The 17,141-nt window shown below is 61.1% G+C and carries 20 protein-coding genes; 11 read left to right on the top strand and 9 right to left on the bottom strand.

Annotation, left to right across the window (positions count from 1 at the left end; all coding sequences use genetic code 11):
- The first annotated feature begins 4 nt into the window (after positions 1-4).
- From BT204_RS23590 to BT204_RS23580, 3 genes are all read left to right on the top strand, one after another.
- Positions 5-316, top strand: coding sequence for an Mpo1-like protein (locus BT204_RS23590; protein WP_034128574.1), 312 nt, complete (start codon positions 5-7; stop codon positions 314-316).
- 363 nt (positions 317-679) lie between these two features.
- The gene (locus tag BT204_RS23585) at positions 680-862 is read left to right on the top strand and encodes a hypothetical protein (RefSeq protein WP_057975123.1); all 183 of its coding nucleotides are present in this window, start codon (positions 680-682) and stop codon (positions 860-862) included.
- Positions 863-965: 103 nt separating this feature from the next.
- Complete coding sequence (locus tag BT204_RS23580) at positions 966-2,162, top strand: MFS transporter (RefSeq protein ID WP_054896694.1); 1,197 nt, start codon at positions 966-968, stop codon at positions 2,160-2,162.
- On the opposite strand, the gene arfB is transcribed toward BT204_RS23580, so the two are convergent.
- The 3 genes from arfB to BT204_RS23565 all read right to left on the bottom strand — a co-directional run bounded on the left by arfB (position 2,159) and on the right by BT204_RS23565 (position 4,789).
- A complete protein-coding gene (gene arfB, locus BT204_RS23575; RefSeq protein WP_034128536.1) occupies positions 2,159-2,572 on the bottom strand; it encodes an alternative ribosome rescue aminoacyl-tRNA hydrolase ArfB in 414 nt (137 codons plus the stop codon). The genes BT204_RS23580 and arfB overlap by 4 nt on opposite strands.
- A gap of 11 nt (positions 2,573-2,583) precedes the next feature.
- Positions 2,584-3,267, bottom strand: a complete 684-nt coding sequence (locus BT204_RS23570) for a pentapeptide repeat-containing protein (RefSeq protein ID WP_054918208.1) — start codon at positions 3,265-3,267, stop codon at positions 2,584-2,586.
- Positions 3,268-3,367: 100 nt separating this feature from the next.
- Positions 3,368-4,789 carry an amino acid permease gene (locus tag BT204_RS23565; protein WP_072448466.1) on the bottom strand — a complete coding sequence of 474 codons (1,422 nt, stop codon included), beginning with the start codon at positions 4,787-4,789 and terminating at the stop codon, positions 3,368-3,370.
- 647 nt (positions 4,790-5,436) lie between these two features.
- On the opposite strand from BT204_RS23565, the gene BT204_RS27950 reads away from it, so the two are divergent.
- Together BT204_RS27950 and BT204_RS23560 are read left to right on the top strand one after the other, a co-directional pair.
- Entirely contained in the window at positions 5,437-5,574 is a 138-nt protein-coding gene (locus BT204_RS27950; RefSeq protein WP_003175756.1) for a hypothetical protein, read from the top strand.
- Positions 5,575-5,647: 73 nt separating this feature from the next.
- Positions 5,648-6,607, top strand: a complete 960-nt coding sequence (locus BT204_RS23560; protein WP_072448465.1) for a M29 family metallopeptidase — start codon at positions 5,648-5,650, stop codon at positions 6,605-6,607.
- Positions 6,608-6,936: 329 nt separating this feature from the next.
- Here BT204_RS23560 and rluB read toward each other — a convergent pair whose 3' ends face one another.
- The 6 genes from rluB to BT204_RS23530 all read right to left on the bottom strand — a co-directional run bounded on the left by rluB (position 6,937) and on the right by BT204_RS23530 (position 11,865).
- The gene (gene rluB / locus BT204_RS23555) at positions 6,937-8,145 is read right to left on the bottom strand and encodes a 23S rRNA pseudouridine(2605) synthase RluB (protein ID WP_060763603.1); all 1,209 of its coding nucleotides are present in this window, start codon (positions 8,143-8,145) and stop codon (positions 6,937-6,939) included.
- 143 nt (positions 8,146-8,288) lie between these two features.
- Entirely contained in the window at positions 8,289-8,480 is a 192-nt protein-coding gene (locus tag BT204_RS23550) for a DUF1289 domain-containing protein (protein ID WP_034128540.1), read from the bottom strand.
- 126 nt (positions 8,481-8,606) lie between these two features.
- On the bottom strand, positions 8,607-9,527 hold the full coding sequence (gene scpB, locus BT204_RS23545; protein WP_003193794.1) for an SMC-Scp complex subunit ScpB: 921 nt from the start codon (positions 9,525-9,527) through the stop codon (positions 8,607-8,609).
- 12 nt (positions 9,528-9,539) lie between these two features.
- Complete coding sequence (locus tag BT204_RS23540) at positions 9,540-10,238, bottom strand: segregation and condensation protein A (protein WP_164365898.1); 699 nt, start codon at positions 10,236-10,238, stop codon at positions 9,540-9,542.
- A 120-nt stretch (positions 10,239-10,358) separates the two neighbouring features.
- Positions 10,359-10,988, bottom strand: a complete 630-nt coding sequence (locus BT204_RS23535) for an L-threonylcarbamoyladenylate synthase (protein WP_003193796.1) — start codon at positions 10,986-10,988, stop codon at positions 10,359-10,361.
- A gap of 13 nt (positions 10,989-11,001) precedes the next feature.
- Positions 11,002-11,865, bottom strand: a complete 864-nt coding sequence (locus tag BT204_RS23530; RefSeq protein WP_072448464.1) for a PHP domain-containing protein — start codon at positions 11,863-11,865, stop codon at positions 11,002-11,004.
- A gap of 87 nt (positions 11,866-11,952) precedes the next feature.
- Between BT204_RS23530 and BT204_RS23525 the strand changes: the two genes are divergently transcribed.
- The 6 genes from BT204_RS23525 (at position 11,953) to BT204_RS23500 (ending at position 17,125) form a co-directional block, all read left to right on the top strand.
- Positions 11,953-12,540 (top strand): septation protein A, encoded by a 588-nt coding sequence (locus BT204_RS23525; protein ID WP_034128542.1) that lies wholly within the window; start codon positions 11,953-11,955, stop codon positions 12,538-12,540.
- 1 nt (position 12,541) lies between these two features.
- Complete coding sequence (locus tag BT204_RS23520) at positions 12,542-12,841, top strand: YciI family protein (protein ID WP_034128543.1); 300 nt, start codon at positions 12,542-12,544, stop codon at positions 12,839-12,841.
- Between the two features lie 100 nt (positions 12,842-12,941).
- On the top strand, positions 12,942-13,619 hold the full coding sequence (locus BT204_RS23515; RefSeq protein WP_003193803.1) for a response regulator transcription factor: 678 nt from the start codon (positions 12,942-12,944) through the stop codon (positions 13,617-13,619).
- A gap of 249 nt (positions 13,620-13,868) precedes the next feature.
- Entirely contained in the window at positions 13,869-14,327 is a 459-nt protein-coding gene (locus tag BT204_RS23510) for an LTXXQ domain protein (protein ID WP_034128544.1), read from the top strand.
- 64 nt (positions 14,328-14,391) lie between these two features.
- Positions 14,392-15,738 carry a sensor histidine kinase gene (locus BT204_RS23505; RefSeq protein WP_054898400.1) on the top strand — a complete coding sequence of 449 codons (1,347 nt, stop codon included), beginning with the start codon at positions 14,392-14,394 and terminating at the stop codon, positions 15,736-15,738.
- 37 nt (positions 15,739-15,775) lie between these two features.
- The gene (locus BT204_RS23500; RefSeq protein WP_072448463.1) at positions 15,776-17,125 is read left to right on the top strand and encodes a CoA transferase; all 1,350 of its coding nucleotides are present in this window, start codon (positions 15,776-15,778) and stop codon (positions 17,123-17,125) included.
- Positions 17,126-17,141: the final 16 nt, after the last annotated feature.

The raw sequence follows: 17,141 nt of genomic DNA, 5'->3' as shown, positions 1-17,141 counted from the left end.
GACCGTGGAAAACATCAAGAAATTCAACAGTTTTGCCGAGTTCTACCCGTACTACCTGAGCGAACATGGCAACAGCACCTGCCGACGCCTGCACTTTATCGGCACCACCCTGGTAATAGGCATTCTCGCGTACGCCATCGGCAGAGGCTCATTGGTTCTGCTGCTGGCGTTGCCCCTGGCAGGCTACAGCTTTGCCTGGATTGGCCACTTCTTCTTCGAAAAGAACCGCCCCGCCACCTTTCAGCACCCGTTCTACAGCTTGCTGGGGGATTTTGTGATGTACCGCGACATGATCCTGGGCAAGGTGCCGTTCTAGGGGTGTGACCTCATGTCACTTGCGCCTGAACCATTAAAAATTGTGCATCTGTGGAGATAAAAGTCTTTTTGTCATTTACGGTGCTGTATCCTGCCAAGGCTTTTTGAGAGCGCGGAATCACCTGCGATTGAAAAAACAGACCTTGCGAGGAGCGACCACGATGCACGAGATACCTAATCTCCCCTTCCCAAGCCTGCACCCAACTGAGCAGCCAACACCGCAGCAGGCCAGCGACAAGCAGCCTGAGGCCAAAGAAGCAAAACCAGTCGAGCGCGAAAGCCGAGACTGACGCCGTACCAGACCGTGTGGAAAGCGCGCCTTTGAGCGCTTTCCACACTGCCTGAATTATCCGAGACCTTCACTATGACCACTTCCCCTTCCGTCACGCCGGACGCCGCTGTACTCGACGCTGCCTTGCAGATGGTCGAAGTCTGGAACCGCCTCAGTGCCGACAAGCAAGCAGCACTGCTCAAGCGCTTCGGCACCCAGGAAAACGCCCTGGCGGCCCTGGTGACCACCCAATTGCTGGCCCCCGCCCAAGCTTGATCTGCCTTAGATCTGACGTTTTACATTTTTGCCGCCCTGCCCGGCTTGCGCACCGGTATCATTAGCAGCCTATCTTTACCTGCTGCGACAGTGGATCTCTCCCATGCCAGATACCCAGCGCCCCATGACGGTCACGCTGCAAGTCGTTTCCATCGTGCTGTTTACCTTCATCGGCTACTTGAATATCGGCATCCCCCTGGCCGTATTGCCGGGTTATGTCCATAGCCAGCTGGGCTATGGCGCCGTTATCGCCGGGCTGGTGATCAGCGTGCAATACCTGGCAACCCTGCTGAGCCGCCCCTATGCCGGTAAGATCATCGACAATCTGGGCAGCAAGCGCGCCGTGCTGATCGGCTTGGTGGGCTGCGGTTTGAGTGGCGTGTTCATGTTGTTTGCGGCGTGGTTTTCCAGCCTGCCGGCTCTGAGCCTCGGCTGCCTGCTGGTCGGGCGGCTGGTGCTGGGCAGCGCTGAAAGCCTGGTGGGTTCGGGCGCGATTGGCTGGGGCATTGGCCGTGTCGGCGCGGCGAACACGGCCAAGGTTATTTCCTGGAACGGCATTGCCAGCTACGGCGCGCTGGCGGTGGGTGCGCCGTTGGGGGTGCTGCTGGTCAGCCATTTTGGGCTGTGGAGCATGGGCGTCAGCATCATTCTGTTGGCCGTGCTGGGTGTGCTGTTGGCCTGGAAAAAACAAGCGGCGCCGATTGTGCCCGGCGTACGTTTGCCGTTCATGAACGTGCTGGGCCGCGTGCTGCCCCATGGTTGCGCGCTAGCGCTGGGCTCCATCGGCTTTGGCACCATCGCCACCTTTATCACGTTGTATTACAGCACCCAGCACTGGGATAACGCGGTGTGGGCCTTGAGCCTGTTCGGTGCCAGTTTTATCGGCGCACGCTTGCTGTTTGGCAATTTGATCAACCGCATTGGCGGTTTTCGCGTCGCAATCGCCTGCCTGTCAGTGGAAGTACTGGGCCTGCTGTTGCTGTGGCTGGCGCCGGATGCCCAACTGGCGTTGGCGGGTGCGGCGTTGAGCGGTTTCGGCTTTTCCCTGGTGTTCCCGGCGCTGGGGGTAGAGGCGGTCAACCTGGTGCCGGCCTCCAGCCGAGGTTCGGCGGTGGGCGCCTATTCGCTGTTTATCGACTTGTCCCTGGGCATCACCGGGCCGCTGGCGGGCGCCGTGGCGGCAGGTTTTGGCTTTGCCTCAATCTTCCTGTTCGCGGCCCTCGCAGCTTTCGCCGGTTTGCTGCTGAGCTTCTACCTGTACCGCCAGGCGCCTAAGGCCCGCGAAACACGCGACGCCTAGAAGTCGACCTTGCCGCGCCCGGCCTTGATGCTGCCGCGCTTGGTCTTGGACTCCAGGCGGCGTTTCTTCGAACCCAGGGTGGGCTTGGTCGGACGACGCTTTTTCTCGACCTTGGTGGCGCTCTGGATCAACTCCACCAGGCGCTCCAGCGCATCGGCACGGTTCTGCTCCTGGGTGCGATATTGCTGGGCCTTGAGCACCAGCACGCCTTCGCTGGTGATCCGGCTGTCACGCAGCGCCAGCAGGCGCTCCTTGTAAAACTCCGGCAACGACGAGGCCGGAATATCAAACCGCAGGTGCACCGCACTCGACACCTTATTGACGTTCTGCCCACCGGCACCCTGGGCACGAATGGCGGTCAGCTCGATCTCGGCGTCGGGCAGGTGCACATTGTTGGAAATTTCCAGCATCAATCAAAACCTTAGGCAACGGACAAGCCCAACTCGGACAACAATATCGACGCCTGGGCTTTGGAAATCACGGCGCCTTTGAACAGTTTGGCATCATTGAGGCGAAAACCGCTCAAATCTGCACCGCGCAAGTCGGCACCCGCAAAATTAGCGCCGTTGATGCGGGCATGTGCGAGGCTGCAGTCGACCAGTTCAGCCTTGCGAAAGTCCGTATCCGACAAGTCGCTGTCGGAAAAATCCAGATTCTTGAGCACACTTCGAGCAAACGACAACCCGGATAAAAAGGCACTGTTGAGCAGGGTTTCGCTGAAGCTCAGCCCCAGTGACGCGCAATGGGTGAAATTGGCGCCCGTCAGCTTGCACTGGGTAAAAGTCGCCTGGGACAGTTTGCTGCGCTGCCAACGAGTGTTGTTCAGATCGCAACTGTGGAATTGCGCCTCGAGCAGGTTGGCCGCTTCGAAAATGGCGAGGCTGGCTCGGCAGTTTTTCCACTGAGTCCCTTCCAGTCGAGAACCGAGAAACGAGGTCTGGACCAGTGTGCAGCGCTCGAACACCCAGTTGTCCAGTGCCATGCGCGACAGGTCGACGCCACTTAAATCTACTCCGATCAAGCGCAAAGGGCCGCTGTGCCGGTCTATCAAGTCTTCCAGCTCATCGCGCTGCAAGGCGCTATCGGCGACGTCGGTGTATTGCATCGGGGCCTCCGGGCATGCGGAAAAAAGAGGGGGCGATTCTAACCTGCCATACCCACAAAAAACCCGGCAGGGCGCCGGGTTTTCTGCAAGGGGAAAAGTCCTACTCCAGAACCGGACCCGTTGCGCCAATAGCCGGCCGCGCCGTGCGCTTGTTCTTGATCCAGTAACATACTGCCATGAACGCTACCCACACCGGGATCGCATATACCGACACCTGAATCCCCGGCATCATCAGCATGATCACCAGGATAAACACCACGAACGCCAAGCAGATGTAGTTTCCATACGGATACCACAACGCCTTGAACAGCGGCACCTGGCCGGTGCGGTTCATGTGCTGGCGGAACTTGACGTGGGAGAAACTGATCATCGCCCAGTTGATCACCAACGTGGCCACCACCAGCGACATCAGCAGTTCCAGCGCGTCATGGGGCATCAGGTAGTTCATCAGCACCGCCACCAGGGTGATCGCCGCCGAGGCCAGGATCGAACGCACCGGCACGCCGCGCTTGTCGATCTTCGCCAGGGCCCTGGGCGCGTCGCCCTGCTCGGCCATGCCCAAGAGCATGCGGCTGTTGCAGTAGGTACCGCTGTTGTACACCGACAGCGCGGCGGTCAGCACCACGAAGTTGAGGATATGCGCGGCGGTGTTACTGCCCAGCATCGAGAACACCTGCACGAACGGGCTACCGCTGTAGGCATCGCCGGAGGCGTTGAGGGTCGCCAGCAGGCTGTCCCACGGTGTGAGCGACAGCAGTACTACCAGGGCACCGATGTAGAAAATCAGGATGCGGTAGATCACCTGATTGATCGCTTTGGGGATCACGGTACGTGGCTGGTCGGCTTCGGCAGCGGTAAAGCCGAGCATTTCCAGGCCGCCGAAGGAGAACATGATGATCGCCATGGCCATCACCAAGCCGCCGACGCCATGGGGGAAGAAACCACCATGCTCCCACAGGTTGCTGACCGAGGCCTGCGGGCCGCCGCTGCCGCTGACCAGCAGGTAGCTGCCCAAGGCAATCATGCCGACGATCGCCACCACCTTGATGATGGCGAACCAGAACTCGGCTTCACCGAAGACTTTGACGTTGGCCAGGTTGATCGCGTTGATCAGCACGAAGAAGGCCGCAGCAGAGACCCAGGTCGGAATCTCCGGCCACCAGTAATGCACGTACTTGCCGACGGCCGTCAGCTCCGACATACCCACCAGAATGTACAGAATCCAGCAGTTCCAGCCCGACAGAAAACCGGCGAAACCGCCCCAGTACTTGTGGGCAAAATGGCTGAAGGAGCCGGCGACGGGCTCCTCGACGATCATTTCGCCAAGCTGGCGCATGATCATGAAGGCGATAAAGCCGCAAATGGCATAGCCCAGGATCATCGACGGGCCGGCGGATTTGAGCACCCCGGCCGAGCCCAGGAACAGGCCGGTGCCGATGGCGCCACCGAGGGCGATCAACTGGATATGCCGATTTTTCAGGCCGCGTTTCAGCTCGCCTGAAGAGGAATGGGGTCCACTCATGAAAAGGGTCTCACGCAAGGTTTGAAGAGTTGAATGCAGGTTGCTGCCTTGAATTACCGACTCAAGCAGCGCCGCTCAAACCCCAGCGCAGGCACCAGGAGTACAGCGTCTTTCTAACGGTCATGCGTCACCTGTTTGTTTTTATCTGTGACGAAATCGAACCCGTCCGGCTCGTGGCCAGGCGGAGTGATCAGGGGGATCAAACCCTGAGGTCTTGGCCTTTTGCGTGGGTACGCAAGGGGGGTCACAGTAAAACGCGGCGCATTGTACACCGCTCGACAGCTTCGGCACGCACCGGGAAAGTGCACAGGCAATTCTGTCAGCTAATGCTTACATGGGCGCGCCCCCCAACAACGGCAGGGCAGTTACGTAAATCTATCGTTACACCACGGAAATCCTGCGTTACAGCCAGACTTTGGCAGCCCTCAACGGAATTCTGTCGGAAGGCCACGTCTGAAGAATCGCTTCAGCCAATTTACTGTTTTGCCTGAATAAAAAAATCCGCCAAAAAACAGAAGAAAAAATCCAAATGAAACCGTGTCAATAAATTTTTTGCATTTCGAAACACTCTCTTCTAGGTTCTTTCCACTTGCCCGCGAAGCCCGTGGGTGAGCCGTTCTCAATCAACGTCCTCTAGGAGATACACCATGCAAGCACTGGAAAACGACCTGGAAACCGAACTGCAACTCGACGATTGGTTTGAAGCGCCGACCCATGAGGCCGCCGTTGAAATGATGCAAGCCGATGCCGTTGTGCCTTTTGGCACCGCGATGTGGCCGTTCTAATAACCGGCAGGCATCCGGCAGGCGCTGTGCACGGCGCCTGCCCCCTTACCCAAGGCACCGAAGGACACCCGTCATGGACAAGGCCCGCGCCGTCGAACACTTTCTCTACTACCTTGCTCACCACCCGGCCCTCAACGGCCTGAACCGCCCCACCGTGTTGCTGGGCCATACCGAGCGCTATGACGCCATCGCCCAGGCGATCACCCACGGCAGCGCCGCCCGCTTCAACTTCCAACTGCAACGCCTGGACCTGGCGCCCAGCGACACCCTGGCAAAGGCCATTCAAACCTGTGATCTGTACCTGTTTCTTTACGATTCCTCCACGCTGCCCAACCCACGCGCCGAAGGCCCTGACTTTATCCGCGCCCTGCAAGGCGTGATGACCGAACACTGGAAGAAATCCCTGCTGTTCAAGGATTACGGCGACTATTTTTACGACACCTTCAGCGTCGAGCCCCAACGCATCGCCGACCTCAACGCCACACTGATCCGGCGCATGGCCCAGGCCAACGTGCTGAGCTTTACCGACAAACACGGTTCGCGCCTGGAAGCACCGATGAGCAGCATCAAGAAGTGGACCAATATCAACGGCGTCGGCAACCACGACCTGGCGCCCGGCGAAATCGCCACCCACAGCGAAGCCATCAACGGCCAGGTGCGGTTTGTCGGCACCTTCCTCAGTACCATCCCCTTTGCACGCAAATACGGCGTGCTGCAATCCCCGTTGGAGTTATGGATCGAGAACTCCACCGTTTGCAGCGTGGCCAGCGAAGTGCCGGGGCTGGCAGATGACTTCAACAAGTACCTGAATGCCAACCCGTCCAACCGTCGCGTGGAGGAGTTGGGGATTGGCACCAATGAAGGGGTCAAGGACCTGTATGCGCGCAATGCCGGGTTTGAAGAGCGTCACTGCGGGCTGCACCTGGGCTTGGGTGGCGGGCAGAAAGGCAGTCATCACCTGGACCTGATCTTTGCCAGTGGGGTATTGGCGCTGGATGACAAGCCGGTGTTTGATGGCGCCTTTGCCTTTTAAAAGACCGTCAGACGTGTAGAGATCCCTGTGGGAGCCGGGCTTGCCCTAATGCCAGTCAGTTAAGAGCTAGAGCAGACAACCAGTGACTTGTGGCGAGGGAGCTTGCTCCCGCTGGACTGCGTAGCAGTCCCATTTTTGGGGCCGCTTCGCGCCCCAGCGGGAGCAAGCTCCCTCGCCACAGTTGCCGATTCTGTCTTAACTGACTGGCATTAGGGCTTGCCCACCGCTATCACAGGCAAGCCAGCTACCACAGTTGATTGCATTTCGAATGTAGATCGCAAAAAAAACGCCAACCCTAGGGTTGGCGTTTTCGCGCAGCACTTAGCGCATCACTGCGGCTTCTTGCGGCCAAAACCAGGACGCTGGCCGGAACCGGCCGGGGCGCCACGGCGCTTGCCCGAAGGCTCGTCCGCGACCAGTTTCGGGCCAGGGCGCTTGTTCGCCGCTGGCTTGGCTGGACGCTTGGTGCTGGCGTTGTCGGCCGGGCGATCCGCTTCACCACGGTTGCTGCGACCACCCGCCGGAGCAGGACGCGGCGTACGTGGCGCACGCTCACCTTCTTGACGCGATGGCGCGGTGGGGCGGCGTTCGCCTTCAATGTGCGGCTGACGCGAGATACGACCGCCGGTGGCCGGTGCATCCAGCGCAGGGCGCAGGGTGCGAGCAACACGTTCGGTACGTGGCACTGGGCGCGACGATTTACGCTGCATACGCTCAAGCTTGTCTTTGCTCTTGGCGTTCATCTGCGGCATGGCAACCGGCGTCAGGCCCACTTCGGCGCTGAGGATATCGACTTCGTACTGGCTCATTTCGCGCCAGCGGCCCATCGGCAGGTCGGAGTTCAGGAACACCGGACCAAAACGCACGCGCTTGAGGCGGCTGACCACCAGGCCCTGGGACTCCCACAGGCGACGCACTTCACGGTTACGGCCTTCCATCACCACGCAGTGGTACCAGTGGTTGAAACCTTCGCCACCCGGCGCCTGCTTGATGTCGGTGAACTTGGCCGGGCCGTCTTCGAGCACCACGCCCGCCTTGAGGCGTTCGATCATCTCGTCATCGACTTCACCACGTACACGCACGGCGTATTCACGGTCCATCTCATAGGACGGGTGCATCAGGCGGTTGGCCAACTCACCGTCAGTGGTGAACATCAGCAAGCCGGTGGTGTTGATGTCCAGGCGACCGATGTTGATCCAGCGGCCTTCTTTAGGCTTGGGCATCTTGTCGAACACGGTCGGACGGCCTTCCGGGTCGTCACGGGTGCAGATCTCGCCGTCGGGCTTGTTGTACATGATCACGCGGCGCACCGATTCGGCGGCCTCTTCACGCTTGATGACCTTGCCATCAATGGTGATTGCATCGTGCAGGTCGACGCGCTGGCCGAGGGTTGCCTCGACGCCGTTGACCTTGATGCGCTTCTGGGTGATCCAGGCTTCGACGTCGCGGCGCGAGCCCACGCCGATACGCGCCAGCACTTTTTGCAGCTTTTCGCCTGCTGGGCCGATTTCCTGGTCTTTCTGGTCTTGGTCATTCATCGTAAGCACCTCCCGGTGGGTCGATTCAGGCGTGGCCTGAGGGTATTGAAAGCGGGGCCTTGGCCAAATAGCTCGGCAAGGGGTCGCGAATCATACGCGCATGGCGCGTGTTGCGCATCACAGACTAGTCGATAACGCCCAGCTCATTTGCTTTTCCGCCGACCGGTGGCCCCCAGGGCCAGCAATCGCAGCTCGGCTTCGGCCAGCACCGTGCGCTTGTCGGCTTTATCGAGCTTCTTCCAGGCACGGATTTCACGCTTGCTGCGGCCACAGCCGACGCAGATGTCATCGTTGAATTTGCAGATGCTGATGCACGGGTCTTTCATGGCACTCATGGTCGATCCTCTGTGGGAGCTGGCTTGCCTGCGATGGCATCACCTCCTTGCATCTGAGAGACCGAGGCGCCTGCATCGCAGGCAAGCCAGCTCCCACATGGGTTGCGCAGTGAAAGTCAGAGCCGGTCAGTCTTCGAGCTGTCGGCGTTCGTTTTCGATGGCTTCGGCCAGCGCCCGGGCTTCGTCTTCTTCGTCACTCAGGGGCGGCTGTTCGAGGGCGGCGACGGCGGCCAGGAGCTTTTCCCGGGCTTGGGCCACGCCAAGCACATCGTCTTCGGCTTCGACCTCAGGCTCGGATTCAACGTTCACCTGGGTTTCTGGCTCCGCCGCACCATCACGCAGCAAATCGTCGAAGTCGGTCTTGATCCCCTGCTCCATGTCGTCCAGCTCCAGCAACAACGTATGGAAACTGGTTTCGTCCTTGGGCTCCTCCGGCTCGGCGCTGGCGTCGGCCAGTTCCTGCAGGCTTTGCGGCACCGGTGCGTCGTCGAAGTCGAGCACCGGCTCGGCCTCCATTTCGCGCAGCTCGGCCAGGGGCGGCAAATCGTCAAGGTTTTTCAGGTTGAAGTGATCGAGAAACACCTTGGTGGTGGCGAACATGGCCGGCTTGCCCGGCACATCGCGGTAGCCAACAATGCGGATCCACTCACGTTCCAGCAGGGTCTTGACGATATGGCTGTTGACCGCCACACCACGCACGTCTTCGATCTCGCCCCGGGTGATGGGCTGGCGATAGGCGATCAGCGCCATGGTCTCCAGCATCGCCCGGGAGTAGCGCTGCGGGCGTTCTTCCCACAAACGCCCGACCCACGGTGAAAACTTCTCACGGATCTGCAGGCGGTAACCCGACGCCACTTCACGCAGTTCAAAGGCACGGCCCTCGCAGGATTTGCGCAGGATCTCCAAGGCCTTCTTGAAGACCGGCGGCTCCGGGCGTTCGGCCTCTTCAAAGAGTTCGAACAGGCGCTCCAGAGATTGCGGTTTGCCCGAGGCCAGGAGAAAGGCCTCCAGCAAAGGGGCCAGTTCGCGGGGTTCAGTCAGATTCATCGATTCAGCTCGTTATTCGGCTCGCGCCCGCACGTGGATAGCCGCAAAAGGCTCATTCTGCACCAGCTCGACCAATGACTCCTTCACCAGCTCAAGGATCGCCATAAAGGTCACCACCACGCCCAGTCGGCCCTCTTCGGCAGTAAACAACTCGACAAAGGGCACAAACCCACCTCCCTTGAGACGTTCCAGCACATCGCTCATGCGCTCGCGGGTGGACAGCGCTTCACGGCTGACCTGGTGGCTCTCGAACATATCGCCGCGGCGCAGTACTTCGGCCATGGACATCAGCAATTCTTCCAGACTCACGTCCGGCAGCAACTTGCGCGCGCGCGCCTCGGGAGCGTCGAGCTTGGGCACCACCACATCACGGCCCACACGGCTCAGGCCGTCGATGCCTTCGGCGGCGGCCTTGAAGCGTTCGTACTCCTGCAGGCGGCGGATCAGCTCGGCGCGCGGGTCATCCTCTTCGGCTTCCACCGTCTCCGAGCGCGGCAACAGCATGCGCGACTTGATCTCGGCGAGCATGGCGGCCATGACCAGGTACTCGGCGGCCAGTTCCAGGCGCACCGACTGCATCAGCTCGACATAGCCCATGTATTGGCGGGTAATTTCTGCCACCGGAATGTCAAGGATGTTGATGTTCTGCTTGCGGATCAGGTACAGCAGCAAGTCCAGCGGGCCTTCGAAGGCTTCAAGGAACACCTCCAGGGCGTCCGGCGGGATGTACAGGTCCAGGGGCATTTCCATGACCGCCTGGCCATACACCATGGCAAACGGCAGTTCCTGCTGGGCGCCAGCCTGGGGATCAGCGGCTTCCACGGCTGACATTCAGGCCTCGACCATGAACGGAGCCGGATCGCCACAACCCACACGCACCACTTCTGGCTCGCCATCGGCCAGGTTGATCACCGTGGAGGCCTTGTTGCCACCGTAGCCGCCGTCGATGATCAGGTCGACGTGCTTTTCCAGCAAACGGCGCATTTCGTAAGGGTCGTACAACGGCTCGGTTTCGCCGGGCAGGATCAACGACACGCTCATCAGCGGTTCGCCCAATTCGGCCAGCAGCGCCAGGGCAATCGGGTGTTCCGGCACGCGCAGGCCAATGGTGCGCTTCTTCGGGTGCAGCAACAGGCGCGGCACTTCGCGGGTGGCGTTGAGGATGAAGGTGTAGGGCCCCGGCGTGTGGGCCTTGAGCAGGCGGAAGGTGCCGGTGTCGACCTTGGCGAACAGCCCGAGCTGGGACAAGTCGCTGCAGATCAGCGCAAAGTTGTGCTTGTCGTCCAGCTGGCGCAGGCGTCTTACTCGCTCCACCGCGCCCTTGTCGCCGATCTGGCAGCCAATGGCGTAGGACGAATCAGTCGGATAGATCACCACGCCGCCGGCACGGATGATCTCCACGGCCTGTTTGATCAGGCGCGCCTGAGGGTTTTCCGGATGAATCTGGAAGAATTGGCTCACGTGCTCTACCTGTTCAGACGGTGGCAATAATGGGGTCATGCTTGAATCGCCCCCACAACAGCGGCAGATCTTCCGGAACCTGGCGATATTCGCCAATCTCGGACCAGCCGCCTGGGCCATGAAAGTCACTGCCGGCACTGACCAGCAGACCAAATTCGCGGGCGAGGATCGCCAGGCTGCCGACCTGTTCGGCGGGTTGATGCCCATTGACAACCTCGATGGCGTGGCCACCCGCTCCAATATAGTCGCTGATCAGCTTGCGGCGCTTGCTGCGGGTGAAATCGTAATGCCAGGGATGCGCCAGGCTCACCCAGGCCCCGGAGGCCCGCAGGGTCTGGACGGTGTCTTCCAGGGTTGGCCAGTGCAGCTTCACATCGCCCAACTTGCCGGCGCCAAGCCATTTGCGAAAGGCCTCGGCGCGATCCTTCACATAGCCTTCACGCACCATCCAGTCGGCAAAGTGCGGACGGGCCGGTGCGTTGCCGCTGTCGCCCAGTTCCTGCTGGATAGCACGGGCGCCATCGAGGGCACCAGGCATGCCTTTAAGGCTGAGCTTGCGGCTTATTTCTTCGGACCGCAGCCAGCGGCCATCGTGCAATTGGGCAATCGCCGCCACCAAGGGCGGGGCCTTTTGATCAAAACCGTAGCCCAGCACGTGGATGGTGGCGCCGCCCCAGGTGCAGGACAATTCCACGCCGTTAACCAGCTCCATACCCAGGGAGTGCGCGGCCTGGCGGGCTTCGTCGAGGCCTTCAAGGGTGTCATGGTCGGTCAATGCCAAAACTCGCACGCCTTTTTCGAACGCACGCGCAACCAGTACAGCGGGCGCCAGGGCGCCGTCGGAGGCCGTGCTGTGGCAGTGCAAATCAACATTCACGGGGGTGTGTAACCTCAAGTCAGCTGGCGCTATCGCAACCAAGGATGTTTGTTATTATGCCGACACATCCAGCTTCTGGCTCTTACTGTGAAACAATTCATCGACTTCATCCCGCTGTTGCTGTTTTTCATCGTTACCAAACTCGACCCCAGGGTCATCGAAATCGCCGGCCACGAGCTGTCGTTCGGGGGCATCTACAGTGCCACTGCCGTACTGATCATCAGCTCTATCGTAGTGTACGGCGCCATCTTCATCTCGCAGCGCAAGCTGGAAAAAAGCCAATGGCTCACCCTCGTCGCCTGCCTGGTGTTCGGCGGCCTGACCCTGGCCTTCCACAGCGAAACCTTCCTTAAATGGAAAGCCCCTGTGGTGAACTGGCTGTTCGCCCTGGTGTTTATCGGCAGCCACTTCATCGGTGACCGCCTGCTGATCAAGCGGATCATGGGCCATGCGCTGACCTTGCCGGAGCCGGTGTGGGTGCGCCTGAACGTGGCCTGGATCGTGTTTTTCCTGTTCTGCGGCGCCGCCAACCTGTTCGTGGCCTTCACCTTCCAGGACTACTGGGTCGACTTCAAAGTGTTTGGCAGCCTGGGCATGACCGTATTGTTTTTGATCGGCCAGGGCATCTACCTGTCACGCCACCTGCATGACACCACACCGAAAACCGAGGACTGACATGCTCTACGCCATCATTGCCACCGACGTTGCCAACTCCCTGGAAAAACGCCTGAGCGTACGCCCTGCCCACGTCGAGCGCCTCAAACAACTGCAAGCCGAAGGCCGCATGGTACTGGCCGGCCCGCACCCGGCCGTCGACAGCAACGACCCAGGCGACGCGGGTTTCAGCGGAAGCCTGATCGTCGCCGAGTTCGCCTCCCTGGCCGACGCCCAGGCCTGGGCCAAGGCTGACCCTTATGTCGCAGCAGGCGTCTACGCCGATGTAGTGGTCAAGCCGTTCAAGCAAGTCTTGCCTTGAGCGCGGCTGCGTCGAACCTAATCGTTTCGGCGCACTCCTAATGGCTCACGGCGTCACCGGTGGGGCCTTCGCCGCCGACAATGGCTAAATTGAGTGAGTCATGAGCGAGCTGTTACTGATAGATGATGACCAGGAGCTCTGTGAGCTGCTGACCAGTTGGTTGAGCCAGGAAGGTTTCCAGGTACGCGCCTGCCATGACGGCTTGAGTGCCCGAAAAGCCCTGGCCGACAGCGCGCCTGCGGCCGTCGTGCTCGACGTGATGCTGCCCGACGGCAGTGGCCTGGAGTTGCTCAAGCAATTGCGCAACGACCACCCGGAGCTGCCGGTGCTGATGCTCTCGGCCCGGGGCGAACCCCTGGACCGCATCCTCGGCCTGGAACTGGGCGCCGACGATTACCTGGCCAAGCCTTGCGACCCACGCGAACTGACGGCGCGCCTGCGCGCCGTGTTACGCCGCAGCCACCCGGCCGCGGTATCGACCCAGCTGGAACTGGGCGACCTGTGCTTCAGCCCGGTGCGCGGCGTGGTCAGCATCGATGAACAGGAGTTCGCCCTCACCGTCTCCGAAAGCCGCCTGCTCGAAGCATTGCTGCGTCAGCCCGGCGAGCCCCTGGATAAACAGGAACTGGCGCAGATCGCCCTGGGCCGCAAGCTGACCCTGTATGACCGCAGCCTGGATATGCACGTCAGCAACCTGCGTAAAAAGATCGGCCCACACCCCGATGGCCGGCCACGGATCGTGGCGCTGCGTAGTCGTGGTTACTACTACAGCCTCTAAACATCACGCTCAACCCGTGGGAGCTGGCTTGCCTGCGATAGTGGTGGGCCAGTTAGCATGAGGGTGACTGACACACCGCTATCGCAGGCAAGCCAGCTCCCACCCGCGGTCTCATCAGCCTCGAGGGTTTTGTCAGTGCCTATCAAACCCGTCTTTACCGAAGCTTTACCCTCCCCTGACCGCCGCTGACCTTGCTCTGCGTAACCTACTCACATCCGGACTCACCGGAATAGAGACAGGAGAATCACCATGCGCAAGACCCTTATCGCTTTGATGTTCGCCACTGCCCTGCCCACCGTTGCCATGGCAATGCCGGAAGGCCCAGGCCCGATGGGTGGTCCTGAAAGCCACATGATGGGCGGCCCAGGCCACGGTGAACACGGTCCGCGTGGCAAAGGCGGCCCGTTCAGCCAGCTGGACTTGAGCAAGGAACAGCGCGAGCAGATCCGCAAGCTGATGGGTGACCAATGGCACGCCCGCAAAGACCTGGTCAAAAAGTACCTGGACAAACTGCCAGCCGCTGACCAGAAGGCGATGCAGGACGAAATCGCCGCCGGCAAGCAGAAAACCCAGACCGATATCCGTGCCGTGCTCAAGCCCGACCAGCAGAAGAAGTACGACGAAATCGTCAAGAAACAAGCCGAACGCCGCGCCGAATGGAAAGAGTTCCAGGCCTGGAAAGCCCAGCAAGCGCAAAAAGCGCAATAATGGCCTAGCTTCACCCCAGCCCAGTGGTTCGCGCCGCTGGGCTTTTCCTGTTTGAGGGTTTCCTGTGCGTTCATTGTTCTGGCGTATCCTGGCGAGTTTCTGGCTGGCCATCGCCCTGGTTGCCGGTTTGTCGATCCTGCTTGGGCACATGCTCAACCAGGATGCCTGGATTCTCAGCCGCCACCCTGGCCTCAACAACCTGGCCCAAGAGTGGACGCAGCTCTACGAAACCCAGGGCGAAGACGCCGCCCAGGAGTTGCTGCAGCAGCGCAAGCGCCAGTACCACATCGACGTGCAAGTGCTTAACGAAAGCGGCGACCCGGTGGTGCGCGGCACCTTCCCGCGCCGCGCCGCCGCGTTCGAAGCCCGCCAGAACGACAGCCAGGACGGCCACCTGCCCTGGCGCCGCCTGACCGCCGAGTACACCAGCGCCAAAACCGGCGACACCTACCTATTGATCTACCGTATTCCTCACCCGGAGCTGGACGCCTGGCACCGCAGCAGCCTGCTGTGGCCGCTCAGTGCATTGGCGATTACCCTGGTGGTGCTGACCCTGTTCAGCCTGCTGGTGACCTTGTCCATCACCCGCCCACTCAGCCGTTTGCGCGGCGCGGTGCATGATCTGGGGCAAACCACTTATCAACAGAACAGCCTGGCGCAACTGGCCAATCGGCGCGACGAGTTCGGCGTGCTGGCCAACGACTTCAACCGCATGGGCGCACGCCTGCAAAGCCTGATCGGCAGCCAGCGCCAGTTGCTGCGCGACGTCTCCCACGAACTGCGCTCGCCGTTGGCGCGCTTGCGTATCGCCCTGGCCCTGGCCGAACGCGCCAGCCCCGAAGAACGGGAAAAACTCTGGCCGCGCCTGACCCGCGAATGCGATCGACTGGAGGCCTTGATCAGCGAGATCCTGGTATTGGCGCGGGTCGACGCCGACAACGCCAGCGCCGAAGACATCGACCTCACCCCGTTGCTTAAAACGCTGCAAAAGGACGCCCAACTCAGTGCCCCCGAGCAAGTGGTGCAACTGACGACTGCCAATGACTTGCAGCTTAAAGGCTGGCCGACCATGATCGAACGCGCCGTGGACAATCTGCTGCGCAATGCCCAGCGCTTCAACCCGGTGGGCGAACCGATTGAATTGCAGGCCCAGCATCAAGGCGGGCGCATTCTGATCAGCGTACGCGACCACGGCCCCGGCGTTGAAGCCGAGCACCTGAGCCAATTGGGCGAGCCGTTCTACCGGGCGCCAGGCCAGACCGCCCAAGGCCATGGCCTGGGCCTGGCCATCGCCCGTCGCGCCGCCGAGCGCCATGGCGGTAACCTGATCCTGGCCAATCATCCCGATGGCGGCTTTATCGCCAGCATCGAACTGCCCTTGATCCCTGGGGTTGCCACACCGGTGGGATGATCTTCTATAGTGGCCCTTCTCTTACGGAGGGCCTTTGATGACAGACCTGCTGACTCCCATCCAAGCCGCACTCGCTTTACCGCACGCCCCACTGCCCCAGACCCAGGACGGCGCCTTGCCCTCGACCTTCGCCGTGACAGACCTGGCGGCCGCCAGCATCGGCGCCGCGGGCCAGGCCGTCGCCCAGTTGATTGAGCAACAAACCGGGCGCCTGCCCAGCGTCAGCGTGGATCGGCGCCTGGCCTCGTTGTGGTTCTCCTCGTCGATTCGCCCCGTGGGGTGGCAAGTGCCGCCTTTGTGGGACCCGGTAGCGGGTGATTACGCCAGCGTGGATGGCTGGATCCGTCTGCACACCAACGCGCCCCATCACCGCGCAGCGGCCGAGCGGGTATTGGGGCCTGCCGCTGATCGCGCAGCCATGGCGAGTAGAGTCGCGACCTGGAAAGCAGCCGAACTGGAACAGGCGGTTGTCGATGCGGGCGGTTGTGCGGCGCAGATGCGTAGCTGGCAAGCCTGGCAGCAGCATCCCCAAGGCTTGGCGGTAAACGCCGAAGCGTTGATCCAGCGTCAGGTCTTCGAACCCGGCACCGACAAACCCTGGCTCGGTTCCGCAGCGCGCCCACTGGCCGGCATCAAGGTGCTGGATTTGACCCGGGTGCTGGCCGGCCCGGTGGCCAGTCGTTTCCTCGCCGGCTTGGGTGCCAGCGTACTGCGCATCGACTCGCCCACCTGGAACGAACCTGGCGTCGTCCCGGAAATGACCCTGGGTAAACGCTGCGCCCGCCTGGATCTAACGAGCTACGACGACCGGCAAGTGTTCGAAGCGTTGCTCAAGGACGCCGACATCCTGTTCCACGGTTACCGCGCCGATGCCCTGGAGCAACTCGGTTATACCCTTGGCGAACGTCAGCACATCGCCCCCGGACTGATCGACGTCAGCCTCAACGCCTACGGCTGGAGCGGCCCATGGCGTAATCGGCGTGGCTTTGACAGCCTGGTGCAGATGAGCAGCGGGATTGCCGAGGCGGGCATGGCCTGGAAACAGACGGATAAACCGCTGCCGCTGCCGGTGCAGGCGCTGGATCACGCCACCGGCTATTTGATGGCTGCCAGTGCGATCCGGGCGTTGGCCGAGCGCCTGGACTCCGGACGCGGCGGTTCGGCGCGCTTGTCTTTGGCGCGTACGGCGAAGTTGCTGGTGGAGGCCGGGCAAGTGCCACAGCAAGCGGCATTGCGCGAAGAAGATATCAATGACCAAGGCCTGGTGGTGGAGCAGACAGCCTGGGGCCAGGCCCACCGGCTACTGGCGCCGCTGAGCATCAGTGGCACGCCGTTGCAGTGGGATTTGCCGGCGGTGGAACTGGGCTCGCACCGGCCGCAATGGTGACTAATACCCTGTAGGA

The sequence above is a fragment of the Pseudomonas sp. NFPP02 genome (assembly GCF_900119355.1).
Lineage (GTDB): Bacteria > Pseudomonadota > Gammaproteobacteria > Pseudomonadales > Pseudomonadaceae > Aquipseudomonas > Aquipseudomonas paracarnis.
Note: the sequence above shows the minus strand (reverse complement) of the source record. Positions and strands in the feature narration are given on the sequence as shown.

Bases quoted from the DNA above. Each gene is read 5' to 3' on its own strand.
- BT204_RS23565 (WP_072448466.1), bottom strand. From the start codon at position 4,789: ATGAGTGGACCCCATTCCTCTTCAGGCGAGCTGAAACGCGGCCTGAAA.
- BT204_RS23560 (WP_072448465.1), top strand. From the start codon at position 5,648: ATGGACAAGGCCCGCGCCGTCGAACACTTTCTCTACTACCTTGCTCAC.
- BT204_RS23500 (WP_072448463.1), top strand. From the start codon at position 15,776: ATGACAGACCTGCTGACTCCCATCCAAGCCGCACTCGCTTTACCGCAC.
- rluB (WP_060763603.1), bottom strand. From the start codon at position 8,145: ATGAATGACCAAGACCAGAAAGACCAGGAAATCGGCCCAGCAGGCGAA.
- BT204_RS23510 (WP_034128544.1), top strand. From the start codon at position 13,869: ATGCGCAAGACCCTTATCGCTTTGATGTTCGCCACTGCCCTGCCCACC.
- BT204_RS23570 (WP_054918208.1), bottom strand. From the start codon at position 3,267: ATGCAATACACCGACGTCGCCGATAGCGCCTTGCAGCGCGATGAGCTG.
- arfB (WP_034128536.1), bottom strand. From the start codon at position 2,572: ATGCTGGAAATTTCCAACAATGTGCACCTGCCCGACGCCGAGATCGAG.
- scpB (WP_003193794.1), bottom strand. From the start codon at position 9,527: ATGAATCTGACTGAACCCCGCGAACTGGCCCCTTTGCTGGAGGCCTTT.
- BT204_RS23580 (WP_054896694.1), top strand. From the start codon at position 966: ATGCCAGATACCCAGCGCCCCATGACGGTCACGCTGCAAGTCGTTTCC.
- BT204_RS23585 (WP_057975123.1), top strand. From the start codon at position 680: ATGACCACTTCCCCTTCCGTCACGCCGGACGCCGCTGTACTCGACGCT.
- BT204_RS23550 (WP_034128540.1), bottom strand. From the start codon at position 8,480: ATGAGTGCCATGAAAGACCCGTGCATCAGCATCTGCAAATTCAACGAT.
- BT204_RS23515 (WP_003193803.1), top strand. From the start codon at position 12,942: ATGAGCGAGCTGTTACTGATAGATGATGACCAGGAGCTCTGTGAGCTG.
- BT204_RS23520 (WP_034128543.1), top strand. From the start codon at position 12,542: ATGCTCTACGCCATCATTGCCACCGACGTTGCCAACTCCCTGGAAAAA.
- BT204_RS27950 (WP_003175756.1), top strand. From the start codon at position 5,437: ATGCAAGCACTGGAAAACGACCTGGAAACCGAACTGCAACTCGACGAT.